Raw genomic sequence first — 20,796 nt, forward strand, 5'->3', positions numbered from 1 at the left:
TTTCGGTGAGGCAAGGGTTCAAACTTAGCTCAGACAACCGGCCGGAAGCAAATCCGTACCGAGTCCGTCTGAACACGCAGTCAGTCAGGCGCTCATCGTCCTACCTCGTGTCTCGGCCGCTGGGCGGCTGAGTCGGTGTCCGTGTCGCTCTGACTGGAATAAAGTTACGTGCCGACAATTGCGATGTCAAATCCCCTAGTCAGGGGATATTTTCGCAGTGTTCATGTATGAAAGTGCGCATGGCGGAGGAACATAGCGGGAAGCGTCGGCGGTTGCGTCGCATCGCGAGAGCCGGACTTGTCGTGGCGGGTGGCCTGGTGTTGGTGACGGCTGGGGCGAACATCGCTATGTGGACTTTGTCGTCCGGCCATAGAAGTGATGTGGCGGCCGCGCCCAGCGCACCCGTCGTGATCGTCCCGGGTGCCAAAGTCGGGACGGACGGAACTCCGATGGCCTATCTACGGGGACGTCTCGATGTAGCGATCGAGTTGATCGAAGCGGGCAAGGCCGAGCAGATTCTGTTGTCCGGGGATGCCGGCGGTTCGTCGGGCGACGAGATCGCGTCGATGACGCGCTATCTACTCGACCACGGCATCGACCCGGCCATCGTCCGATCCGATCGTGCCGGCCTTTCCACGCGGGAGACCTGCGAGCGGGCGAAGTCGCTGTTCGGCATCGACCGGGCGATCATCGTGAGCCAGTATCACCATCTCCCCCGCGCGGTCGCGCTGTGCCGGGCCGCGGGTATCGAGGCCGACGGGGTGGTGGCTTATTGCGAGTGCAGGAAGGTCACCGAGGTACGCAACAACGTTCGTGAATGGCTGGCAGCGCCGAAAGCCGTGGCGGAGATGCTTCTGCGCTGACAGCGTGCCGGGAGCGCAGAGAAGCGATGAACTGCCGCCATCTGCCGGGCCGTGCCGACCGCCGCACGGGAGGTCCTGTGACGAGAGGTGGGGACACCAGTGCGTAAGGCGGTCCTGCCATGAGGTTGCGGCACCCCTGTCGAATCTGTTCGCGGATGGTGGTGGGGTCGGCGAACTCCAGGTACTCCGACATCACCTCGAACTCCCTGGCCAGGTCTTCCAGATCCGGTGCGGGTGGGTCCGGGTATCCAGCGAGCTCCCGAAGCTGACCGGTGATCTCACCCAGGTGGTCGGCCGACGCGGCATCATCTGCCAGCAGGGCTGTCGCGTGAGCTCGTGCCAGCCCGACCCTGACGTCGACTTCCCACGCCCTCCAGTCGTGCACGAGCCCGAGCTCGGCCATCGCGGTGCGGAACAGTTCGGGAGCAGCGCCACAGTCCGTCCGGTGCAGACAGGCGAGCGCTACCAATGCCGGACTGTCGAGTCCACGCGCGAGCGCCTCGGCGGCGGCCATCGACAGGTCCTCGCCGTTGAGCTCACCGAGCACGAATCGGTCTGCGGCGTGGGCCAAGTCGTCCATGGTCTCAGCGTGCGCGGCGCGAGGGTGATGGGTCAAAGGGTTTTCCGGGGCGGTTGTGGGCGGCGAGGTGCTCGCCGCGGCGGCAGGACCAGCGCCGATGTTCTCGCCACGGCAGGCTGGACCGCCGGGGTGACGTGCTCGGGGAATCCGGATCGCGTACCGTGATCGGGGTTGTCTGCAATGATCGCCGACCGGATTGGGGTGCATCGTGGGCGGTTCCGAGCACGCCGCGCGGCTCGTGCGTTTCTGGCAGACCGTGGAGTTGTTCGGTCCGCAGCTGGTCCCCGACGTCGAGACCGACGGACTGGTGGTCGATCTCGCGCCCGACGACCGCGCGCCATGGGAAAACCTCGCCGCGCTGCCCGCGTTGAAAACCGGGCGAGTGTGGCAGTTCGTCGTGTACGGCGGACTGTTCGAGGTAGGCCGCGCGCGGGAAGCGCTGGTGCGGACCTTCGGCGAGGATCAGCTGGAGGCCGACGCCCGACGGGCCGGGACCACAGCGGCTTTCGCGGTGACGTTGACCGACGGCGGAATGGTTGTCGAAGGCTCGGCGACGTTGTCGGGGCTGGCGTGGGCTGTGAACCGGCTGCGCGCACCGGGGCCCGGCGACATCGGCTGGGCCGACGGATTCGACCACGACTCGGCGGCGTTCACCGCCGCGCTCGACACGCTGACGCGAGAAACTCACCCCGATGCCGAACAGATGGGTCCGGCGCCGCGGTGGCGTGCGCTGGACGTGGCGGGCCGCGGGGTAGCGGCTTCGGTGCTCGCGGCGGGGGCGGATGGCGTCATCTCGCCCGGTCTCGCCGGGATGTCGGCGATGGCCTTCGCGGAACGGTTTGCCGTCCGGCCTGACGACGACGTGGTCGAGGCCCCCCGATTGACCGGCCGCGACCTGCAGATATTCACCGGTGAACTGTGTGCCGCGTTGGGGCTTCGATCGGAATTGCGGGCCGGCGGTGTGCGGGTGGCTTGCGTCCAGGTCGCGGCGCGCGACGCCGACAGTGATGCCGCCGAGGATCGCCTGAACAGCGGGCTCGGCACGGACCTCGCCGAGCTCGCGAAAGCGGTGGAGCGCGGCGATATCGGTGCGGCACTGCGTGACTATCTCGCGGCGGCGGAATCGCTGCCGCTCGATGACCGGATCGATGTCCGTCGACGCCAGGACGCGGTCGTCGAGGGCCTGCTCCCGCACCTCATTCCGGACGGACGCTGGCCGGGCGATCCACTGGTTTCCGGACAGCAGTTCGCGGTCGATCGCGCACTGTCCGAATTGCGCGACGACGCGGGCATTTTCGCGGTGCACGGCGCGCCGGGCACCGGGACGACGACGATGCTGCGAGACCTGCTGGCCGGAATTCTGGTCGAGCGGGCCGCGCAGCTGGCGGCGTTCGACGATCCGATGGCGGTGTTCGCCGGAATCACCGAGCAGGTGCAGGTGGCGAAGAACTACACGGTGGGCGCGCACCGATTGGCGAACTGTGTGACCGGCTTCGAAGTGGTGCTGGCGACCGGCAGCGATGCCACCGCGGCCGATGTGGTCGCCGAGATCCAGCATCGCGACGCGATCGATGGCGAGCTCAATCACTTCACCGACCTGGCCGAACTCGTCGGCGGCGCGCCGGCGTGGGGGCTGGTCGCGGCAGCGCTGGGCGGGACGCGACGCACGTTCGCCGAACAGTTCTGGTTCGGGGACCGATTCGCCACCGAGCGCAAGACCGGCACACCGAACGGCGGGATGCTCGACATCCTCAAGCAGGCCGAGGCCGACCCGGATTCGATTCCCGATTGGCCGACCGCGGTGCGGGATTTCACCACTCGCCGCGCCGAGGTGCGCAGACTCGCGCAGGCGCGCCAGAACGTCGCCGACGCGGTCGCCGAGCTGCCGACCATGAACGCGGGGTTGCAGTCGACGGCGGCCGAGATCGCCAACGCCGATGACGCGCACGCGCACTGGCGCGAACGTCATCAGCTGGCCACCGAGCATCTGCGGGCCGCGCAGGCCGCGCACCACCGGGCGGGCAAATTTCTCAGCGAGCACGGTGGGCAGAAGCCGGGGTTCGTGGCGTCGCTCTCGACAGGATTCCGGGCCGGACGGCGGTGGAGTGCGCGCAGCAACGAATTGCTGCGCGAACGACATATCGCCGAGGCGGAGATGCGGCGGCGCCAGACCGAGGTCGAGTACACGCGGGAGCAGTGGGCGCAGGCCGCCGAGCACGGCCGCACGCTGATTCGCGAACACGTCGAGCTGACGGAGCGGCGGGCGGCGGCGCTGGACGTTATCGAGCGGGGGCGCGAGAACTGGTCGCGCACCATCCCGTTCGGTGATGTGGCGGGTGACGACGAGCAGTTCCAGCTGTGCAACCCGTGGGCGGACGAGCACTACGCGAGCGCGCGGCGTGAGCTGTTCCTGTCGGCATTGAAGTTGCATCGTGCGTTCTTGCTCAACGCGGCACCGCGGATTCGCGACAATCTCATCGTCGCCATCGCGTTGATCCGTGGTGAGCTCGCGGTCGAGCCGAAGCCGGAAACCGTCGCGGCGGCGTGGCAGACGCTGTTCTTCGCGGTGCCGATGATCACCACGACCTTCACCGCGCTGCCCCGGCTGTTCGCCGGGCTGGGGTCCGAGGCCATCGGATGGCTGTTCGTCGACGATGCCGGGCAGGCTGCGCCGCAGTCGGTGGCCGGTGGGTTGTGGCGGGCTCGGCGGGCGGTGATCGTCGGTGATCATCGTCAGCTGGGACCTGTCGGTGTGCTGCCCACGTCGGCGCAGGAAGCATTCGTACAGCAGTACGGGCTCGATGCGGAGTGGATGCCGGATCAGGCGTCGGCACGCCAGGCGGCTGACCGTGGGGTGCGGTACGGGACCTGGCTGATGCCCTCCGATTCGGTCGCGCCGGTGTGGGTCGGCACACCGTTGCGGGTCCATCGGCGCAGTGACCGGCCGATTTTCGAGCTCACGCATCACATTGCCTATGACGACGATCTGCTGGTGTTCGCCACGCCCGATCGACCGGAGTTTCCCGGGCACGATCGGTGGATCGATGTCAGATCCGCACGGGCCGAAGGCAATTGGATCCCCGGCGAAGGGGAAGCGCTCGCCGCCTTGCTCGCGCGGTTGACCGAGGACGGGGTGGCAGCGGCCGATATCCGTGTGGTCAGCCCGTTCCGCGATGTCGCCCATGGCGCGCAGCAGATCGCGCGTGAGGTGCTCGGTGCGGAGTTCGCGGAGCGGCAGGTGGGCACTGTCCATGCGATGCACGGCAATTCGGCCGAGGTCGTGGTGCTGATACTGGGGACATCACCCGCGGCGGGCGGGTCGCGACGGTGGGCGGCGACGAATCCGAATGTGCTCAACACGGCGGTGTCGCGGGCTCGGCGGCGGGTCTACGTGATCGGCAACTACCGATTGTGGAGCAGCCAGCGCTATTTCGACGATCTCGCCAGGCGCTGGACGGTCGAGACCGAACAACTCGCCGATCAGACCGTGAGCCGGTAGAACCGCCAGAATCCGAAGTTCTCGATCGGCAGGACGTCCACGGCGGTGAAACCTGCCTTCTCGGCGTACTCCCCCAGTTTCGCCGTGCGCATGACGGTGCCGGTGCCCGCGGAGTCGGGATGTGCCATGCCGTCGGGCAGGCAGACCAGCAGGCTGAACCCGTACATCAGGCGGTCGATATCGCTCGCCGGCGCGGTGAATTCCGGCGCGACGGCCTCATCCATGATGATCACCGCGCCGCCCGGACGCAGGGCTTTGCGCATCGAGGTCAGCACCGCGACGGGGTGTGGCATGTCGTGCAGGCACTCGAACGCGAACAGCGCGTCGTAGGCGGATTCGGGGAGGTCGGTGGCGGCGTCGGCGTGGTGGAAACGGACGCGATCGCCGAGTTCGGTGGCATTTTCGGTGGCCATCCGCACCGAGGGCTGATCGATGTCGTAGCCGTCGACCGCCAGCTCCGGGTAGGCGCGGGCAAGGGCGATCGCGGACCAGCCGCCGCCTGAGCCGATGTCGGCAGCCTTGGCACCGGGGCGTGACAGCAGCGCGTGGATATCGGTGACCCCGGCCAGATCTGTCGCGAGACGCCGCTCGAACCAGGGGCGGTTCATGTCCGACTGGGATTCGCGCATGTCGGCGCCGTAGTCGGACCAGCCCACGCCACCGCCATCACGGTAAGCACGCACCAACGCGGGCATCTGGACGGCGGCACCGGCCAGCATACGAGCCAGTGGCGCAAGGTAATCGAGACTGTTCGGGTCGGTGAGAACCTCGGCGGCGCCGGCGGGCAGTACGAACCGCCCGTCCGCGGCCACCGTCAGAATCCCGGTCGCCGCCTGCTGCTCGAGCCACTCCTGCGCGTACCGGCGATCCCCACCCGCCCGCGCGACCAACTCACCCGCATCCGCGGGCCCACCCTCGACCAACGCCCGATACCAGCCCAGCCGATCCCCGAGATGCACCGCCAGAATATCGATGGCCCCGAGCGCGGCCCCGAACAACCGCTCGGCGAACTGCTCACTGGATTGCTCAGCCCCGGTCACCGGTCACCCTCCTGTCGACGCGATACGGATCGACGCCGACCCGCTGATACGGACTACGGGTCGGCCCGCCGAAAGGTTCAGCAGCAGGTCAGGGTGGCTACGGCGAATCGAACAGGAGGTTGCCGGATTCGACGGTGGTGCCGATGGTGTCGGTGTAGACGGAGTCTTTTGCCGAGTCCATGACTACGACGGGGCAGATGACCGAGTAGCCGGTGGCGGCGGTTTTCGTCGGGTCGAAGGTGACGATGGGGGCGCCGGCTTCCACGGTGTCGCCTTCGGTGGCGAGCAGTTCGAAGCCTTCGCCTTTGAGTTTCACGGTGTCGATGCCCAGGTGGACCAGGACGCCGACACCGTTGCCGAAGATGACGAAGGCGTGGGGGTGGAGTTTGAGGATCTTGCCTGCGATGGGGGCCGTCACCATCAGGGTGCCGCGGGTGCGGTCGGGGTCGAGCGCGATGCCGGACCCGACGATCTGCTCGGCGAAGACCTGATCGGGGACCTCGGACAGGGCCACCACCTTGCCGGGCAGCGGAGCGATGACCGGGATGCTCACAGAATGTCCTCGATGTCGTCGGCCAGGGTGTCGGCTTCGGGGCCGACGACGACCTGCACGACCGTGCCCGACTTGAGGACGCCGTGGGCGCCCGCGGCCTTGAGAGCGGCCTCGTCGACCTTGCTACCGTCCTTCACCTCGGTGCGCAACCGGGTGATGCAGGCCTCGATCTCGACGATGTTGTCCGCGCCGCCCAAGCCCTGGACGATCGCTTCCGCTTTGGACATCTGTTCTCCCTTTCGGCGGTGGTTGCCAGTACCAGTATGGGAGTCTCGAATGTGCGCCACATCATATTCAGCGGTTGACATCCGACCTCCACCTGGTCAAACTGGCAACTGGTTATGACCGGACAGTACCCGTCAGGTACACCGGTTCACAACAGTTAACCCGGATCGGCGGGCAAGCCGGTCCTCCCTCGCCGAGACCGCCGCAAAGCCGGCACGAAGAAGGTCGACATGACTGCCGTTACCGACACACCCAAACAAGAATCGAAGGTGTTCGCGGGATTGCAGCGCCTCGGTCGCAGCCTTATGCTGCCGATCGCGGTGCTCCCCGCGGCGGGCATCCTGCTGCGCATCGGCCAGGACGACCTCCTCGGCCGCTTCTCCGCGCTGGAGAGCACCGCCTCGGTCATCTCGGCAGCCGGGCAGGCCGTGTTCACCTGGCTGCCGCTGATCTTCGCCGTCGGTATCGCGATCGGCTGGGCGAAGAAGGCCGACGGGTCGACGGCGCTGGCCGCGGTGGTCGGCTACATGGTGATCAACGGCGTGTTCGAAGCGATGTCACCGATCGTGCTCGAAGGGAAAACCGACCCGAAGGGCGCGCAGGCGCTGATCAATTACGGCGTCCTCGCCGGCATCGTGATGGGTCTGCTGTCGGCGATGCTGTGGCAGCGGTTCTATCGCACGAAGCTGCCCGACTTCCTCGGCTTCTTCAACGGCAGGCGGCTGGTGCCGATCCTGACCGCGTTCACCGGCCTCGTCGTCGGCGTCGGCATGGCGTTCCTGTACCCGGCCTTCAACTCCGCGCTCACCTGGGTGGGCGAGACCGTCGCGGACAACTCGGTCGTCGGTGGCGGCATCTACGGCGCGGCCAACCGCCTGCTCATCCCGACCGGTCTGCACCACATCCTGAACTCCACGGTCTGGTTCCTCGTCGGCGACTACACCGATGCCTCCGGCCAGCTCGTGCGCGGTGACCTCAACCGCTTCTTCGCCGGTGATCCGACCGCGGGCACGTTCATGACGGGCTTCTTCCCGATCATGATGTTCGCGCTTCCCGCTGCCGCGCTGGCCATTTGGCGCAACGCGCGGCCGTCGCAGAAGAAGCTGGTCGGCGGCATCATGCTGTCGACCGGTCTGACCGCGTTCGTCACCGGCATCACCGAGCCGCTGGAGTTTTCGTTCATGTTCGTGGCGTGGCCGCTGTATGTGGTGCACGCGATCTTGACGGGCACGTCGATGGCGCTGGTGAACGCGCTCGGTATCCACGACGGATTCACGTTCTCCGCCGGTGCGATCGACTACCTGCTGAACTTCGGCAAGGCCACCAATGCCTGGATGCTGATCCCGATCGGGCTGGGTTACGCGGTGATCTACTACGTGCTCTTCAGCTTCGTGATCAAGAAATGGAACCTGCGCACGCCGGGTCGCGAGGCGGAAACCGATGTCGAAGCCGGTGTGCCCGACGCGGCCCTGGTCGAAGCGGAGGCTGCCCAGACCGCCACGGGCGATACTCGAACCGACGCACCCTCGGTCGCCGAAGTCGAAACGAAGCTGGACAAGAAACTGGAAGGTGAGTGAGGCAATGAGCACCCGCACCGTCATCGTCGGATCCGAGGTGGGGCTGCACGCGCGGCCCGCCGCGAAACTCACGCAGGCCGTGCAGGCCGCGGGGGTGCCGGTGCGGATCTCGCTGGGAGGTGGCGAACCGGTCGATGCGGCCAGCGTGCTCGCGGTGATGACGCTGGGCGCGGGACACGGAGCCGAGGTAACGCTGCACGCCGAGGGCGCCGATGCCGTTCTGGACCAGCTGGCCGAACTCATCGCCTCGGACCTGGACGCCGCCTGATGGCCGAACAGGTGATCCGTGGACTCGGGGTGAGCCCGGGCGTGGTGTGCGCGCCGTGGTTGCGGTTCGGTTCGCAGCTCGAGACGTCGGCGCACGATCCCGTCGGCGGCTCGGTCGCCGACGAGCTCGCACGGGTCAAGGAGGCGCTCGGTGGCGTGTCCGACGAGATGACCGCCAGGGCCGCGCGGGTGAGTGGTGTCGCGGCGGAGATTCTTTCGATGTCGGCGACGATGGCCCGTGATCCGGGCATCGTCGCCGCCACGGAGAAGGAGCTCGCCGCCGGGATGCCGACGGCGCACGCGGTGCACCTGGCGTTCGAGGGATTCTGCGCGAAGCTGGAAGCGCTCGGCGGGTACATGGCCGAGCGGGCGACCGATCTGCGCGATATCGGCGGGCGGACCGTCGCGGTGCTGCTCGGGCTGCCGATGCCGGGCATTCCGGAGCCGGGGTATCCGTTCGTGCTGGTGGCACGGGATCTCGCACCTGCCGATACGGCGATGCTGGGTGACAGTGATGTGGTCGGGTTGCTCACCACCGAGGGCGGGCCGACCAGCCACACCGCGATTCTCGCGAAGTCTCTCGCCTTGCCCGCGGTGGTGAACTGTCCGGATACCGATCGGCTCGCCGACGGTGTGCCGGTGCTGCTCGACGGCACCACCGGTGAGGTCGTGATCGATCCGAGTCCCGAGCATCAGCGGGCAGCTCTCGAACAGGCAGCGGCGGACAAAGCGCGGATCGCGGCGGCCAGCGGGCCGGGACATACCGCTGATGGGACGCCGGTGCAGCTGCTGGTGAACATCGGCACCGTCGACGACGCGGCGAAGGCCGGACCCGTCGACAGTGAGGGGGTCGGCCTGTTCCGCACCGAGTTCATGTATCTCGGGAAGACGTCCGCGCCATCGCTGGAGGAGCAGACCGCCTCGTACACAGCGGTTCTCGAACAGTTCGCCGGTCGACGAGTCGTAGTGCGGACACTCGACGCCGGGTCGGACAAGCCGCTGCCGTTTCTCGATCTCGGCACCGAGGAGAATCCGGCGCTGGGTGTGCGCGGGCTGCGGATCGGCACGGTGTTCCCGGAAACTCTGGCCACGCAGCTCACGGCTCTCGCCCGTGCGGGCGAGGCCACGGGCGCCGACCTGTGGGTGATGGCGCCCATGGTCGCCACCGCCGACGAGGCTGCCGGATTCGCTTCACTGGCAAGGGAATCCGGGTTGACCAAGGTCGGGGCGATGATCGAGATCCCGGCGGCCGCGTTGCGTGCCGCTGATCTGCTCGCGCATCTCGACTTCGTCAGCATCGGAACCAACGATCTGAGCCAGTACACGTGCGCGGTGGATCGAATGGCGGGCGGGCTCGCGCAGCTGCTCGATCCGTGGCAGCCCGCGGTGCTCGACCTGATCGCGATGGTCGGTGCGGCCGGCGCGGCGGCGGGTAAATCGGTGGGGGTGTGCGGTGAGGCGGCGTCGGATCCGACGTTGGCGCCGGTGCTGGTGGGGCTGGGCGTGACGAGTTTGTCGATGTCGGTGCCCGCGTTGCCCGCGGTAAGGGCTGCGTTGGCCGCGGTGGATGTGCAGCGGTGCCAGGACGCGGCCGATGCTGCGCGTGCGGCACGGAATCCGCAGGTTGGGCGTGCGGCGGTCGCGGCGATCATCGGGCGGGCGTGAAAAAGGTTGTTGTGCACGTGGTCCGGCCGTCGGCCGGATCGCGATGCGGTGTCCGGTGGCGGTCCGCGATCGCTGTGGTGGATGCCGTATCGGGTCGTTCAGGTGTTGGAGCCGGGCACGGCTGCGGTGATGGGGAAGGTTCGTGGTGACGGGAATCGTGCGCGGTCGTCTCGTCGGGACGGTCGAGGGTGACATCGCCGACGGCGTCGTCGAATTCGAGGACGGGCTGATCACCTGGGTCGGCGATGTAGCGAATCATTCTGCACCGGAAAGTCTTCCAGCATCCAGTGACGATCTGATACTTCCGGGATTGATCGATCTGCACTGTCATGGTGGAGCCGGGTTCGGGTTTCCCAATGCTGATGCGGACGGCGCTCGGGTCGCGGCGGCGCATCATCGGGCGCACGGCACCACCGGGCTGCTGGGGAGCTTGGTGTCGGATCAGCCGGAGGTGCTGGTCGCACAGGCGGCGATGCTGGCCGATCTTGTCGAGGACGGGGCATTGCTCGGGGTGCATCTCGAGGGCCCGTTCATCAATGCGATCCGCTGCGGGGCGCAGGATCCCGCGGCGATCATTCCCGGCGATCCCGCGTTGTTCGAGCGGCTCTACGCGGCCGCGCGCGGCACGGTGCGGTCGATGACAGTGGCTCCCGAAACCGCGCATTTCGATGAACTGCTCGCCGCGATGCGCCGACATGATGTGCTGCCCAGCCTCGGGCACACCGATGCCGATGCCGCGACCACCGCGGCGCGCATCGCCGAGGCCAGTGGTGGCCCTGTCACCGCCACGCACCTGTTCAACGGGATGCCCGCATTGCATCACCGCTCCCCCGGGCCGGTCGCCGCCTGTCTGGCCGCGGCCGGGCGAGGCCAGATGGTGGTCGAATTGATCGCTGACGGTGTGCATTTGGCGCCGGAGACGGTGACGATGGTGTTCGATACCGTCGGCCCGGATCAGGTCGCGCTGGTGTCCGATGCGATGGCGGCGGCGGGCATGAGCGACGGCGACTACCGGCTGGGCGCTCTCGATGTTCAGGTGCACGACGGCGTTGCCCGGCTGGCCACCGACGACGGTTCGCCCGGGGCGATCGCGGGGGGCACGGCACGGCTCGTCGACGTGCTGCGCTGGACCGTCGACGTCGCGGGCATACCGCTGTCCGATGCGGTCGTCTCCGCGACTCGAACCCCTGCTCGTGTCCTCGGTCTCGAGGGCGAACGCGGCAGTCTCACCGTCGGCGCGCGTGCCGACATTCTTGTCACCGACCAGTCATTGCGGCCGCGGCGCGTGCTCGTCGCCGGAACGGAAGGAATCTGATGGAGATCGTGATCCGGGCTGACGAAAACGAAGTGGCGAGTACGGTCGCCGATATCGTCGGCCGCTATGTGCAGGGCGGTAACGCGATCCTCGGCTTGGCTACCGGGTCGTCGCCCCTGGGGAGCTATCAGGAGCTGGCGCGCCGGTACCGCGAGGGCGAGCTGGACTTCACCACCGCCAGCGCCTTCCTGCTCGACGAGTACGTCGGTTTGCCGAAAGATCATCCGCAGTCGTATTTCTCGGTCATCCGGTCGGAGTTCGTCGACCATGTGAACCTGGATCCCGCGCGGGTGCTGAGCCCGAACGGGGAGGCCGGTGATGTCGCGGGTGAGGGCCGCCGGTACGACGCGGCCATCGCCGCCGCGGGTGGGGTCGACGTGCAGTTGCTGGGGATCGGCACCGATGGGCACATCGGGTTCAACGAGCCCGGGTCGGCGCTCACCTCGCGCACGCGCGTGAAAACACTGACCGAACAGACGCGTAAGGACAACGCGCGCTTTTTCGACGGGCCGGAGGATGTGCCGCATCACGTGCTCACCCAGGGCCTCGGCACCATCAACGAGGCCGGGCATCTGGTGATGATCGCGCTCGGCGCCGGCAAGGCCGATGCGATCGCCGCCGCCGCCGAAGGGCCCTTGTCGGCGTTCTGCCCGGCCTCGGTCATGCAGTGGCATCCCCATGTCACCGTGGTGATCGACGAGGCCGCGGCGAGCAAGTTGAAGCTGGCGGACTACTACAAGTACGCGCTGGCGAACAAGCCTGCCTGGCAGTCGTTCTGACGTGACCGCCCTCGAGTTCGCGGTGCAGGACGCGGCGGGCGCGCTCGGTGCTCGCCGCGTCGGGGCGGATCGGGTGGAATTGTGTGCGGCGCTGGGCAGTACGGGTGGGCTCACGCCCAGCATCGGAACGATCGAGGCTGTGGTGGGAACCGGGATTCCCGTCCACGTCCTGATCCGGTGCCGGGCAGGGGGCTTCGTATACGCTGACGCCGATGAACTGGCGGTGATGAACGCCGATGCGCGGGCGGCCATTTCGGCCGGTGCCGCCGGGCTGGTGATCGGGGCGCTCACCCCGGACCACCGGGTCGACGTCGAAGGGTTGAGCCGTGTGCTCGATGACGTTCCTGTCGAAGGCATAGAGCTGACCTTTCACCGTGGGATCGATCAGATTCGCGACCGCGAGACCGCGCTGGACACCCTGATCGCCGGTGGCATGACCAGGGTTCTCACCTCGGGTGGGGCATCTGCTTGCGCCGCGGGACTCGATGAGCTGGCCGCGATGGTTGTACACGCGGCAGGCCGCATCCAGATCATGGCGGGTGGCGGGATCACCGTCGACGACATCGCGGCACTACACCGGGCAGGCGTGGACGCGATTCACCTCTCGGCCCGACGTGTCATCGCTGACGACGGCGGCCCGGGCGGAGGTGGCACGTCCGGCCACGAGCAACTGGACGAGGAACTCGCCGCGGCCGCGGCCACTCAACTGGCGGCCATGGACCGGTCAGCCATCCGCGGTGACCCGACAGCCTGATCGGGCGCGCGATCGAGCGGTCGGATCAGGCGCGCTCGGCCAGGATCAACTCCGCCTCGCCGGGGTCGCAGTCGAAAGCCGCCTGTACCGCGGCGACGGCCTTGTCGTGTTCGCCTGCCGCGACCAGCTGGTCGATGTCGGCCCACAGATCGATGGGCGGGGCCACCGACGGGTCGAGGCGGCGGTCGAGCCGTTCCCACATGCGGGCCACGGTGGGGTCATCGGCGAGGAGTCCGCCGAGGTGGGCCTTGAAGGCGGGATGTTCGGTGCGGTACATGCCCATCCAGCTGCTGGCGGGTGGGCTGGCCTCGGCATTGGCGGTGCGGTCGGCGAGTTTGAGGATCACGGCTCTGGGGTGGGCGGCGATCTTGGTGTAGGCGTTCTGGTTTCGCGCCTTGCGATCGGGGCCGATGCCGGTGACCGCCCAGACCAGATCGAGAACCGCACGCCCGAAACGGGATTCGACATCTTCCGCCGTGACGGGGGTGTCTTCGACGACGTCGTGGAGCCACGCCGCGAGGGCGAGTTCACCGCCGTAGCCGAAATCGTCGAGGACACCCCGAACGGCCGCGAGATGGGTGATGTAGGGATGGACGCCGTAGCGCTGGTCGCCATGTGCCGCGATGGCGAATTCCCGTGCTTCGATTTCGCGCTGATCGAACTCCATGCCGCACCCCCGTGCTCGATTGGTGATCGTGTCGAGATCGACCCTAGCCGAGGGCACCGACAGGTTGCCGGGATCAGTGATGGGCGACCGGTTTCCGCGCGGTCAGGATGCCGGTCTGGTCGCGGCTCTGGGTGTAGCCGAGATCGGTGAAGCCGACCGCCTCGACCCGATCGGCGTAGTGGCGGATGTCGGCGTCGGCGAACGGATCGCCGCCGCGTCCGAGAAACACGGAGAGCACGGCCCGCATCCGGGGAGAGGGCGATGCGTCGGCGAGCAGCAGATGTCCGCCCGGTCGCAGCACCCGCCACATCTCGGCGATCGCGGCGGCGCGCTGCGGCTCGGGGATGTGATGCATGACGAAAGTGCAGGTGACAACGTCGAATTCGGCATCGGGCAGGGGCAGCGACTGTGCCGGGCCCACCACGTAGCGATGGTGTGTGGCGCGATCCCGGGCACTGTTGTCGGCGACCGCCGTAGCCGAGGGATCGACGCCGACCGCGGCGCCGTTCGGTCCGACCGCATCGCCGAGCGCGCGGACCAGTTTGCCGGGCCCACAACCGATATCGAGTGCCCGCGCACCCGGGCGCGCACCGGAACGGGTGACGAATTCGGCGAGTAGACGACGGTGCCTGCCCAGGAAGAACACCGTGGTGAAGAGGTTGTAGCGACGCAGGCCCGCGATGACCAGGCCGGTGCCCTCGTCATCGACGAACATGGGGGTGAGAAGCTGATTTCGGGACATGAGTTCATCGTCGGGCGCCGCCGCGCACGTCACCAGGAGCAGAATCGCCGGAGGTGTCCGTTATCGAACAGATCCGGGGAAACCGTGCAGGAGGAAGCGATGGCCGAGCACCCTGATCGCCGGGTTCGACGCACCAGGGACACGCTGCACAAAGCGCTGATCGAGCTGATGATCGAGCGCGGCTACGACAAGGTGACCGTGAGCGACATCATCGGCCGCGCCGACGTGGGGCGGTCCACCTTCTACGCGCACTACCGCGACAAGGACGACCTGCTACTGGTGAGCTGCACCGAGTTCCTGCGCCGCGAGATCATCCGCACGACCACACCGGGCTCTCCGCTCGCGCCGCTGCGCGTGATGTTCCATCTCGCCGCGCAGTATCCCGAGGTGTATCGCCCGCTGATCGGGCCGAAGGCCACCGCCACCGTCGTGCGCGCCTACCGGCAGTGTGTCGCCGAACTGGTCGGTGAGCTCCTCGGTGAGCAGCCGGCGGGCACGATCGAGTTCCTGTCGTGGGCATTGCTCGGCGTGCTGGGTCCGGTGACCGAGCCGACCGCGCCGACACCACCGGCCCAGGCGTGGCAGCGGTTCGAAACGCTCGCGCTGTACGGACTCACTGGCTCCGGCGGCGCAGGTCCGGCCACGGCGGGCGACGCAGAATCGCCAGCGCCGCGATGACCCCGGTGAGCAGGCCGATCCATTCGCCGAGCTGAGCGATGCGATTGGCGTCCATCGCGGGCGTCCAGTGCGCGCGCCCTTCGTGGACGACGAACACACCGACCGGACGAGGGTGCCGCAACGGACCGCCACCGCGCGAGACGGTGATGACCGTAGCGCCGCCGGACGTGTCGATCGGCTCGCCGAACACGATCGGCGGCTCGGTCACCAGCTGTTCGACGCGATCTCTGATCGTCATCGCCATCCTGTCTCGTCGTCCGGCATTGTCGTCGAACATACGCCCACCGCGTATCCGGCGCCGAGGTTCGTTCCCCGCGGCGCGCCGCCGATCGCCGGAGCGAGCCGCGTGACGAATTTCGTTGTCACCCATTCCTTTCCGAATCGGCCACCAGCCCACCGATCCCGGCACGCATCGCTTCGGGAATGCTCCGCCGATCAGCTGCCATGATGGATGGGTCATAGCCGTGGCGAAAGGTGCACCGATGTCAGAGCAGACGCTGTCGACACAGTGGTCACGATCGCTGGGGCTGCGGGTGCCGCTGGTGAACGCGCCGATGGGCGGCGCGGCCGGTGGACGGCTCGCGGCGGCGGTGAGCGCAGCGGGTGGGCTCGGGATGATCGGCATGGGCAGTGCGGGGTCGGTGGCGGCGTTGCGCCGCGAACTGGCTGTCGCCGGAGCACCGGACGGGATCGGGCTGGTCGACTGGGTCCGCGCCCGCGAAACCGGGCTGCTCGAGGCTGCGATCGCCGCGGGTCCACGGATCATCTCGGTCAGTTTCGGCACTGATTTCTCCTGGGTCCCCCAGGTGCGGGCGGCGGGCATTCTCGCCGTCACCCAGGTGTACGACGCACCGGGCGCCCACCGCGCGCAGGACGCGGGTATCGACATTCTGGTGGCGCGCGGCAGCGAAGGTGGCGGCCACGGCGCCGACCGGCTGGCCTTGCTTCCGCTGCTCGACGCGGTCCTCGACATCGCGACCGTCCCGGTCCTGGCCGCCGGTGGCATCGGCTCCGGGCGCACGCTCGCGGCCGTGCTCGCGGCGGGAGCGGCGGGTGCTTGGCTCGGGACCTGCCTGGCCGCCGCCGAGGAATCACTGCTGCCCGAATCCGCCCGCCTCGCGATGCTCGCCGCCGACTCCAGCAGCACCACTGTCACCACCGCGTTCGACGAGGCCCTCGATCTGCCCTGGCCACCGATCTATCCGGCGCGCGTCCTGCGCAACGAGTTCACAGATCCGTGGTCGCGACTCGAAGGCGACGACGTGCCCGATTCCGACCGCCTTCGCGCGGCGATCGCGGACGACGATCCTCGGCTCGCACCGGTGGATGCGGGTCAGGGTGTCGGATTGGTGACCCATATCGAGCCTGCGGCGGCCATTATCGGCCGGCTCTGCGACGACGCGGCCGAGCTGCTGGCCTCACGCCACGAGTAAGGCCGGTCGCGACAGGAGCGATCCGTTGCAAAAATATGTAGATCGGTCTAGTTTGAGCGAGTGGGCAAAAAGGGAGCCGAGACGCGGTGCAAGTTGATCAGGGCGACGCGGTCGCTGATCGAGTCGCACGGATACTTCGGCGCCGGGCTCAATCAGATCGTGCAGGAGAGCGGTGCGCCGCGCGGGTCGCTGTACTTCCATTTCCCGGGCGGTAAGGACGAATTGGTGGCGGCGGCGCTCGCCGAGAGCGGCACCGACATCGCGACGATCATCCGCACGGTCGAGGCGACGGACGCGCGAGATTTCGCGCGAAAGATGGTGAACCTGCTGGGCGATCAGCTGGAAGCGTCGGACTGGACCATCGGGTGCCCGGTGGCGGCCGTCGCGCTGGACACCGCATCGACCAACGATGCTGTGCAGCAGGCCTGTTCGGCGACCTATCGGCTCTGGGAGGAGGCGATCCGGGAACGACTGATCGGATTCGGCCATCCCGAACCCGAACGGATCACCACGGTCGCGCTCGCCCTGATCGAAGGCGGGCTGGTGCTGGCCCGCACCCACCGGTCCCGCCAACCACTTCAGCACCTCGCCGACACCATCGACGTGCTGATCTGAGCCGTTCCCGGCTCACGGCTCGAGTCATATCCCGAAAATATGTAAATCGGTCTACTGAAAGTTGGACACCATGGCACACACCGACTCCATCGTTTTCGGCGCCGCCGGGTTCATCGGCCGCTCCCTGGTCGCCGAATTGCTGCGAAACGGGAACACCGTCACCGCCGCACTGCGTGCGGGTAGTCAGGATCGGCTGCGGACCTGGCTCGACGGGCAGAGTGTCGACACCGCCGGTTTGACCATCACCACCACCGATATCGGCGAACCGGATCTCGCGCTGGGCGACACCGTCGAAGGGGTGCGCGATGTGTACAACGCGGCCGCGTTGATGAAGTTCGGGCTGGATGCGGAGGTGGCGCGGCGGGTCAACCTCGACGGGGCGGTACACGTGCTGGAATGGGCCGCACGGCAACCGGATCTGCGGCGCATCGTCCACATCACCGGCTATCGCGCGGCCGACGACGGGGGTGAGCAGGACTACGGCAACGGCGCGTACGAGGCGTCGAAGGTCGAGGCCGATGCCCTGCTGCGGCGGCTCGCGGCCGAGCGTGACATCCCGCTGACCATGGCGAATCCGGCCGGAGTGCTCGGACCCGGCCAGTACTTCGGGCTTTCCGACATCATCGACAATCTCTGGCAGGGTCGGTTGCCCGCGCTGCCGGGGTCGGCCGACACCTTCGTTCCGGTGGTCGATCTCGACTACGTGGCCCGGTTCATCGTGGGGCTACCCACCCAAGCCGATACGGTCGGCAGATCCTATCCGCTGCTGGATGCCGCGACTCCCGTACTGCCCGAACTGATCCGGCTCGTCGCCGACCATCTGCACGTCGCCGCACCGCGCTTCACGCTGCCGACCGCACTGGTGCGCCGGCTTCCCCGCGCCCTGACCCATGCCGATCCCGAAGCGCTGTCCTTCCTCAGCAGCGATCGGTACGACACCAGCCGAAGCGACGTCATCGCACGGCGTCTCGGCATCGGCCACCCGCCGGTCGACGAACTGCTGCGCACCTACGCCGACGGGATCGTCGCCGGCCGCAACGGCACCGTCACACCCACACCGAAATCCGGATTCCGTGACGGGACCTGGTTGGTCGGCGAGCGAACCGACCCGGAATATGTGCTGTTGCACGGCATTCCACTCGACAGCGAATCATGGTCCGACGTGGTGCGGGAGTTGGATGCCCCTACCCTGGCGGCCGACCTTCCCGGGCTCGGGCGCTCGGCGGTGTCCGCGCAGTCGACCGGTGACTGGATGGAGAAACTGATGGCGCCGGTGCGGACGCGGCCGGTCATCGTCGGTCATTCGCTGGGCTCCTGGGCCGCAATCGAATTCGCGCTGCGCCACCCCGATCGGGTGTCACGGCTGGTACTGATCGCGCCCGCGTTCCTCCAGCAGCCCGCCACCCGGCTGACGGGTTCGCCCATCGCCGCCGAGGTCGTCAAGCGGATGTCCGCCGCGACAGTGGCCGCGCGACTGGGCATTCCGGAAGGTCCGGCCATCACCTCCGCTCTCGCGGATCTGCGACGACCTGGTGTCGCCCAGCGCACTTGGGCGGCCCTGCGCGCCGCCGGTGCCTCCCGAGACGAACTCGCCGCGAAACTGACCCGGGTCACCGTTCCGGTCGACATCATCGTCGGTTCGGACGACCCACTGGTCGAGCCGACCGATCGGCCGGTCACCACGATCACCGGCACCGGGCACTACCCGCAGCTGACCCATCCGGATCTGGTCGCGCGCGCCCTGCGGGGCGAATCGGTCTCTGCCGCACCGCAAGACCACCCGACGAGCAGCGGCCGCTAGTTGGGCAGACAGGCAGGTGCCGCGCGACGCTCACCCGGCCGGAGCCGTGAGTTCGATCCGGAGTGCGGGGTCGTTCACCATCTCCGGCTGGAGTGCGATGGTTTCCTCGGTTCGCCACCGTGCGTGCCAGATGGGGACGCCGCCGGGGAGATCCAGTTCCCGCGGGGTGGTGAGCAAGGGAAGGTCGAGGCGGGCCGAAGTGACGGTGACGGTGGCGTTCGTCGGCGTGTGCGACCACACGTCGTCGACCGCGTTGGTGATCCGGACGCCGAGTCGGTGGCCGGTGGCCAGGCGAGCGTCCTGCCAGAGCAGCCGGACCTCGGATTCGGAGCGGACCGGGGCGATACCGCGGGTGATGACGGTGGCGCGTCCGTCGGGGGCGATGTCGTAGAGCTCCAGCGCGACAGTCGCTTCCGGCGGGCCGCTGAGGGTCAGCGCGGCAGTGGCGCGGCCCGCGAGGTGCACGGGCTCGGCGACCGGGGCCGAGATCGACCAGATTTCCCGGTCCGCGCCGGGCAACAGACCACGATCGCTATAGCTGCCGGTGCGCAATGCGATGGATGTGCGCTGGGCATCCGTAGGCGGCCAGGCGGGTTCACCGCGCCACCCACCGTCGAACTGGCCGACGGTCACCGGCGGGCCCGGTACCTCGACATCGGCGCCCGCCACGTGTTTTTCCAGGAATGCGTAGAGCTCCGAGGCGAAGTGGGGTGTGCCGCACTTCTCGCGGCAGTCCGAGTGGCCCCACTGGCCGAACCAGGCGCGATGCTCGCCGGGGCCTCTGGCTTCCCACGCCTCGATGATGCGGTCGGCACGGGTATTGGAGTCGAGGAAGCTCTGGCCGAGGAACATCGGGGTGGTGTTGCCGCGGACGGCCTCGACCATGTCGCGCTCGCGCCAGTCCGGGTCGGCGCCGTTGTGGTCGGTGGTGAGGGCGAGGTAGCGGGCGGCGCAGTCCTGGGTCATCTGGACGGCATTGGCTTTGTACTCGTCACCGTCGTCGGGGTGGCCGGGGGTCGAGGCGATGGCCAGGTGTTCCGCGCCCGCGGTGTCGGCGGGGCGGATCCCGTCCTCGGTCAGCGGTTTTCCGCCGAACTTCCACGCTGTGCCCTGCATATAGAGGTAGGAGTACGGATCGACGACCGGTTCGAACGCCGCCACCGCCGCCAGCCCCTTCGGCTTCGCGGCCAGCGCCATCATCCCGGTCCATCCCTCATAGGACGTGCCGACCACGCCGACCCGCCCCGTCGACCACGGCCTGCTCGCCGCCCACTCCACCGCCGCCGCCACATCCGACCGCTCCCCCGGGCCGCCGAAATCCGGGCACCCGTTGGACCCACCGAATCCGCGCAGATCGACGATCACATACGTGTACCCGGCCCGCAGCGCCCATTCGACCGGCAAGTTGTCGGTCGAGGGCCCACCACCCGGGCGAGGTTGGGACAGGTATGCCAGGTGCGCCCGATAGGGACTGGCCGTCAGCAGCACCGGAGTCCGCGCGTCGGCGGCCACCCCCGGCGGACGGAGGACATCGGCGTGCAGCCGAGTCCCGTCGGGCGCGGTCAGATACTCCTGCGTCCACGTGAACGCCACATTCACCGGTTCCGCCGTTGCCGGCGCCACCGTTCCGAGCACCAACGCCACACCGGCCACCGCCCGCGCCACCACAACACCCAATTGCACCCCCGGACTATTGCCGGTCCCCGCCCCGCCGTCCAGCCCCGATAATCCGGGGCGTGTCGC

20 protein-coding genes are annotated in these 20,796 nt (G+C 68.2%); 12 read left to right on the forward strand and 8 right to left on the reverse strand.

Annotated elements, in window-relative coordinates; genetic code table 11:
- Positions 1-227 precede the first annotated feature (227 nt).
- Positions 228-863 carry a vancomycin high temperature exclusion protein gene (locus ACFULV_RS32695; protein ID WP_378663538.1) on the forward strand — a complete coding sequence of 212 codons (636 nt, stop codon included), beginning with the start codon at positions 228-230 and terminating at the stop codon, positions 861-863.
- Here the strand turns inward: ACFULV_RS32695 and ACFULV_RS32700 are convergent.
- Positions 790-1,443 carry a hypothetical protein gene (locus ACFULV_RS32700; protein ID WP_378663541.1) on the reverse strand — a complete coding sequence of 218 codons (654 nt, stop codon included), beginning with the start codon at positions 1,441-1,443 and terminating at the stop codon, positions 790-792. The two genes, ACFULV_RS32695 and ACFULV_RS32700, sit on opposite strands and share 74 nt — an antisense overlap.
- 208 nt (positions 1,444-1,651) lie before the next feature.
- Here ACFULV_RS32700 and ACFULV_RS32705 point away from each other — a divergent pair, with 208 nt between their 5' ends.
- On the forward strand, positions 1,652-4,942 hold the full coding sequence (locus ACFULV_RS32705) for a DEAD/DEAH box helicase (protein WP_378663543.1): 3,291 nt from the start codon (positions 1,652-1,654) through the stop codon (positions 4,940-4,942).
- Here the strand turns inward: ACFULV_RS32705 and ACFULV_RS32710 are convergent.
- The 3 genes from ACFULV_RS32710 to ACFULV_RS32720 all read right to left on the reverse strand — a co-directional run bounded on the left by ACFULV_RS32710 (position 4,924) and on the right by ACFULV_RS32720 (position 6,762).
- Positions 4,924-5,982, reverse strand: coding sequence for a class I SAM-dependent methyltransferase (locus ACFULV_RS32710; RefSeq protein WP_378663546.1), 1,059 nt, complete (start codon positions 5,980-5,982; stop codon positions 4,924-4,926). The two genes, ACFULV_RS32705 and ACFULV_RS32710, sit on opposite strands and share 19 nt — an antisense overlap.
- 97 nt (positions 5,983-6,079) lie before the next feature.
- The gene (locus ACFULV_RS32715; RefSeq protein WP_378639250.1) at positions 6,080-6,535 is read right to left on the reverse strand and encodes a PTS glucose transporter subunit IIA; all 456 of its coding nucleotides are present in this window, start codon (positions 6,533-6,535) and stop codon (positions 6,080-6,082) included.
- On the reverse strand, positions 6,532-6,762 hold the full coding sequence (locus tag ACFULV_RS32720; protein WP_101469146.1) for a glucose PTS transporter subunit EIIB: 231 nt from the start codon (positions 6,760-6,762) through the stop codon (positions 6,532-6,534). The genes ACFULV_RS32715 and ACFULV_RS32720 overlap by 4 nt, the downstream gene beginning before the upstream one ends.
- Before the next feature lie 228 nt (positions 6,763-6,990).
- Between ACFULV_RS32720 and ACFULV_RS32725 the strand changes: the two genes are divergently transcribed.
- From ACFULV_RS32725 to ACFULV_RS32750, 6 genes are all read left to right on the forward strand, one after another.
- On the forward strand, positions 6,991-8,337 hold the full coding sequence (locus tag ACFULV_RS32725; RefSeq protein ID WP_378663549.1) for a PTS transporter subunit EIIC: 1,347 nt from the start codon (positions 6,991-6,993) through the stop codon (positions 8,335-8,337).
- 4 nt (positions 8,338-8,341) lie between these two features.
- The gene (locus tag ACFULV_RS32730; RefSeq protein ID WP_378663552.1) at positions 8,342-8,605 is read left to right on the forward strand and encodes an HPr family phosphocarrier protein; all 264 of its coding nucleotides are present in this window, start codon (positions 8,342-8,344) and stop codon (positions 8,603-8,605) included.
- Positions 8,605-10,269, forward strand: coding sequence for a phosphoenolpyruvate--protein phosphotransferase (gene ptsP / locus ACFULV_RS32735; protein ID WP_378663555.1), 1,665 nt, complete (start codon positions 8,605-8,607; stop codon positions 10,267-10,269). Before ACFULV_RS32730 ends, ptsP begins: the two co-directional genes overlap by 1 nt.
- Before the next feature lie 142 nt (positions 10,270-10,411).
- Positions 10,412-11,584 (forward strand): N-acetylglucosamine-6-phosphate deacetylase, encoded by a 1,173-nt coding sequence (locus ACFULV_RS32740; RefSeq protein ID WP_378663558.1) that lies wholly within the window; start codon positions 10,412-10,414, stop codon positions 11,582-11,584.
- Positions 11,584-12,363 carry a glucosamine-6-phosphate deaminase gene (nagB, locus tag ACFULV_RS32745; RefSeq protein WP_378663561.1) on the forward strand — a complete coding sequence of 260 codons (780 nt, stop codon included), beginning with the start codon at positions 11,584-11,586 and terminating at the stop codon, positions 12,361-12,363. The genes ACFULV_RS32740 and nagB overlap by 1 nt, the downstream gene beginning before the upstream one ends.
- A 1-nt stretch (position 12,364) precedes the next feature.
- On the forward strand, positions 12,365-13,117 hold the full coding sequence (locus ACFULV_RS32750) for a copper homeostasis protein CutC (protein ID WP_378663564.1): 753 nt from the start codon (positions 12,365-12,367) through the stop codon (positions 13,115-13,117).
- A gap of 25 nt (positions 13,118-13,142) precedes the next feature.
- On the opposite strand, the gene ACFULV_RS32755 is transcribed toward ACFULV_RS32750, so the two are convergent.
- Positions 13,143-13,784 (reverse strand): HD domain-containing protein, encoded by a 642-nt coding sequence (locus tag ACFULV_RS32755; RefSeq protein ID WP_378663567.1) that lies wholly within the window; start codon positions 13,782-13,784, stop codon positions 13,143-13,145.
- Between the two features lie 73 nt (positions 13,785-13,857).
- The gene (locus tag ACFULV_RS32760; protein ID WP_378663570.1) at positions 13,858-14,526 is read right to left on the reverse strand and encodes a methyltransferase domain-containing protein; all 669 of its coding nucleotides are present in this window, start codon (positions 14,524-14,526) and stop codon (positions 13,858-13,860) included.
- A gap of 99 nt (positions 14,527-14,625) precedes the next feature.
- Between ACFULV_RS32760 and ACFULV_RS32765 the strand changes: the two genes are divergently transcribed.
- Positions 14,626-15,204, forward strand: coding sequence for a TetR/AcrR family transcriptional regulator (locus tag ACFULV_RS32765; protein WP_378663572.1), 579 nt, complete (start codon positions 14,626-14,628; stop codon positions 15,202-15,204).
- Here the strand turns inward: ACFULV_RS32765 and ACFULV_RS32770 are convergent.
- Entirely contained in the window at positions 15,140-15,442 is a 303-nt protein-coding gene (locus ACFULV_RS32770) for a hypothetical protein (RefSeq protein WP_378639225.1), read from the reverse strand. The two genes, ACFULV_RS32765 and ACFULV_RS32770, sit on opposite strands and share 65 nt — an antisense overlap.
- Positions 15,443-15,686: 244 nt before the next feature.
- On the opposite strand from ACFULV_RS32770, the gene ACFULV_RS32775 reads away from it, so the two are divergent.
- The 3 genes from ACFULV_RS32775 (at position 15,687) to ACFULV_RS32785 (ending at position 19,053) form a co-directional block, all read left to right on the forward strand.
- Positions 15,687-16,637: an NAD(P)H-dependent flavin oxidoreductase gene (locus tag ACFULV_RS32775; protein WP_378663575.1), complete on the forward strand. Its 951-nt coding sequence runs from the start codon at positions 15,687-15,689 to the stop codon at positions 16,635-16,637.
- A gap of 60 nt (positions 16,638-16,697) precedes the next feature.
- Positions 16,698-17,252: a TetR/AcrR family transcriptional regulator gene (locus ACFULV_RS32780; RefSeq protein ID WP_378639219.1), complete on the forward strand. Its 555-nt coding sequence runs from the start codon at positions 16,698-16,700 to the stop codon at positions 17,250-17,252.
- A 70-nt stretch (positions 17,253-17,322) separates the two neighbouring features.
- Positions 17,323-19,053 carry an alpha/beta fold hydrolase gene (locus tag ACFULV_RS32785; RefSeq protein ID WP_378663577.1) on the forward strand — a complete coding sequence of 577 codons (1,731 nt, stop codon included), beginning with the start codon at positions 17,323-17,325 and terminating at the stop codon, positions 19,051-19,053.
- 30 nt (positions 19,054-19,083) lie between these two features.
- Here the strand turns inward: ACFULV_RS32785 and ACFULV_RS32790 are convergent, their stop codons facing one another.
- Positions 19,084-20,736 (reverse strand): CocE/NonD family hydrolase, encoded by a 1,653-nt coding sequence (locus ACFULV_RS32790; protein ID WP_378663580.1) that lies wholly within the window; start codon positions 20,734-20,736, stop codon positions 19,084-19,086.
- Positions 20,737-20,796 lie beyond the last annotated feature (60 nt).

It is taken from the genome of Nocardia sp. NPDC057272 (genome assembly GCF_042668615.1).
GTDB lineage: Bacteria > Actinomycetota > Actinomycetes > Mycobacteriales > Mycobacteriaceae > Nocardia.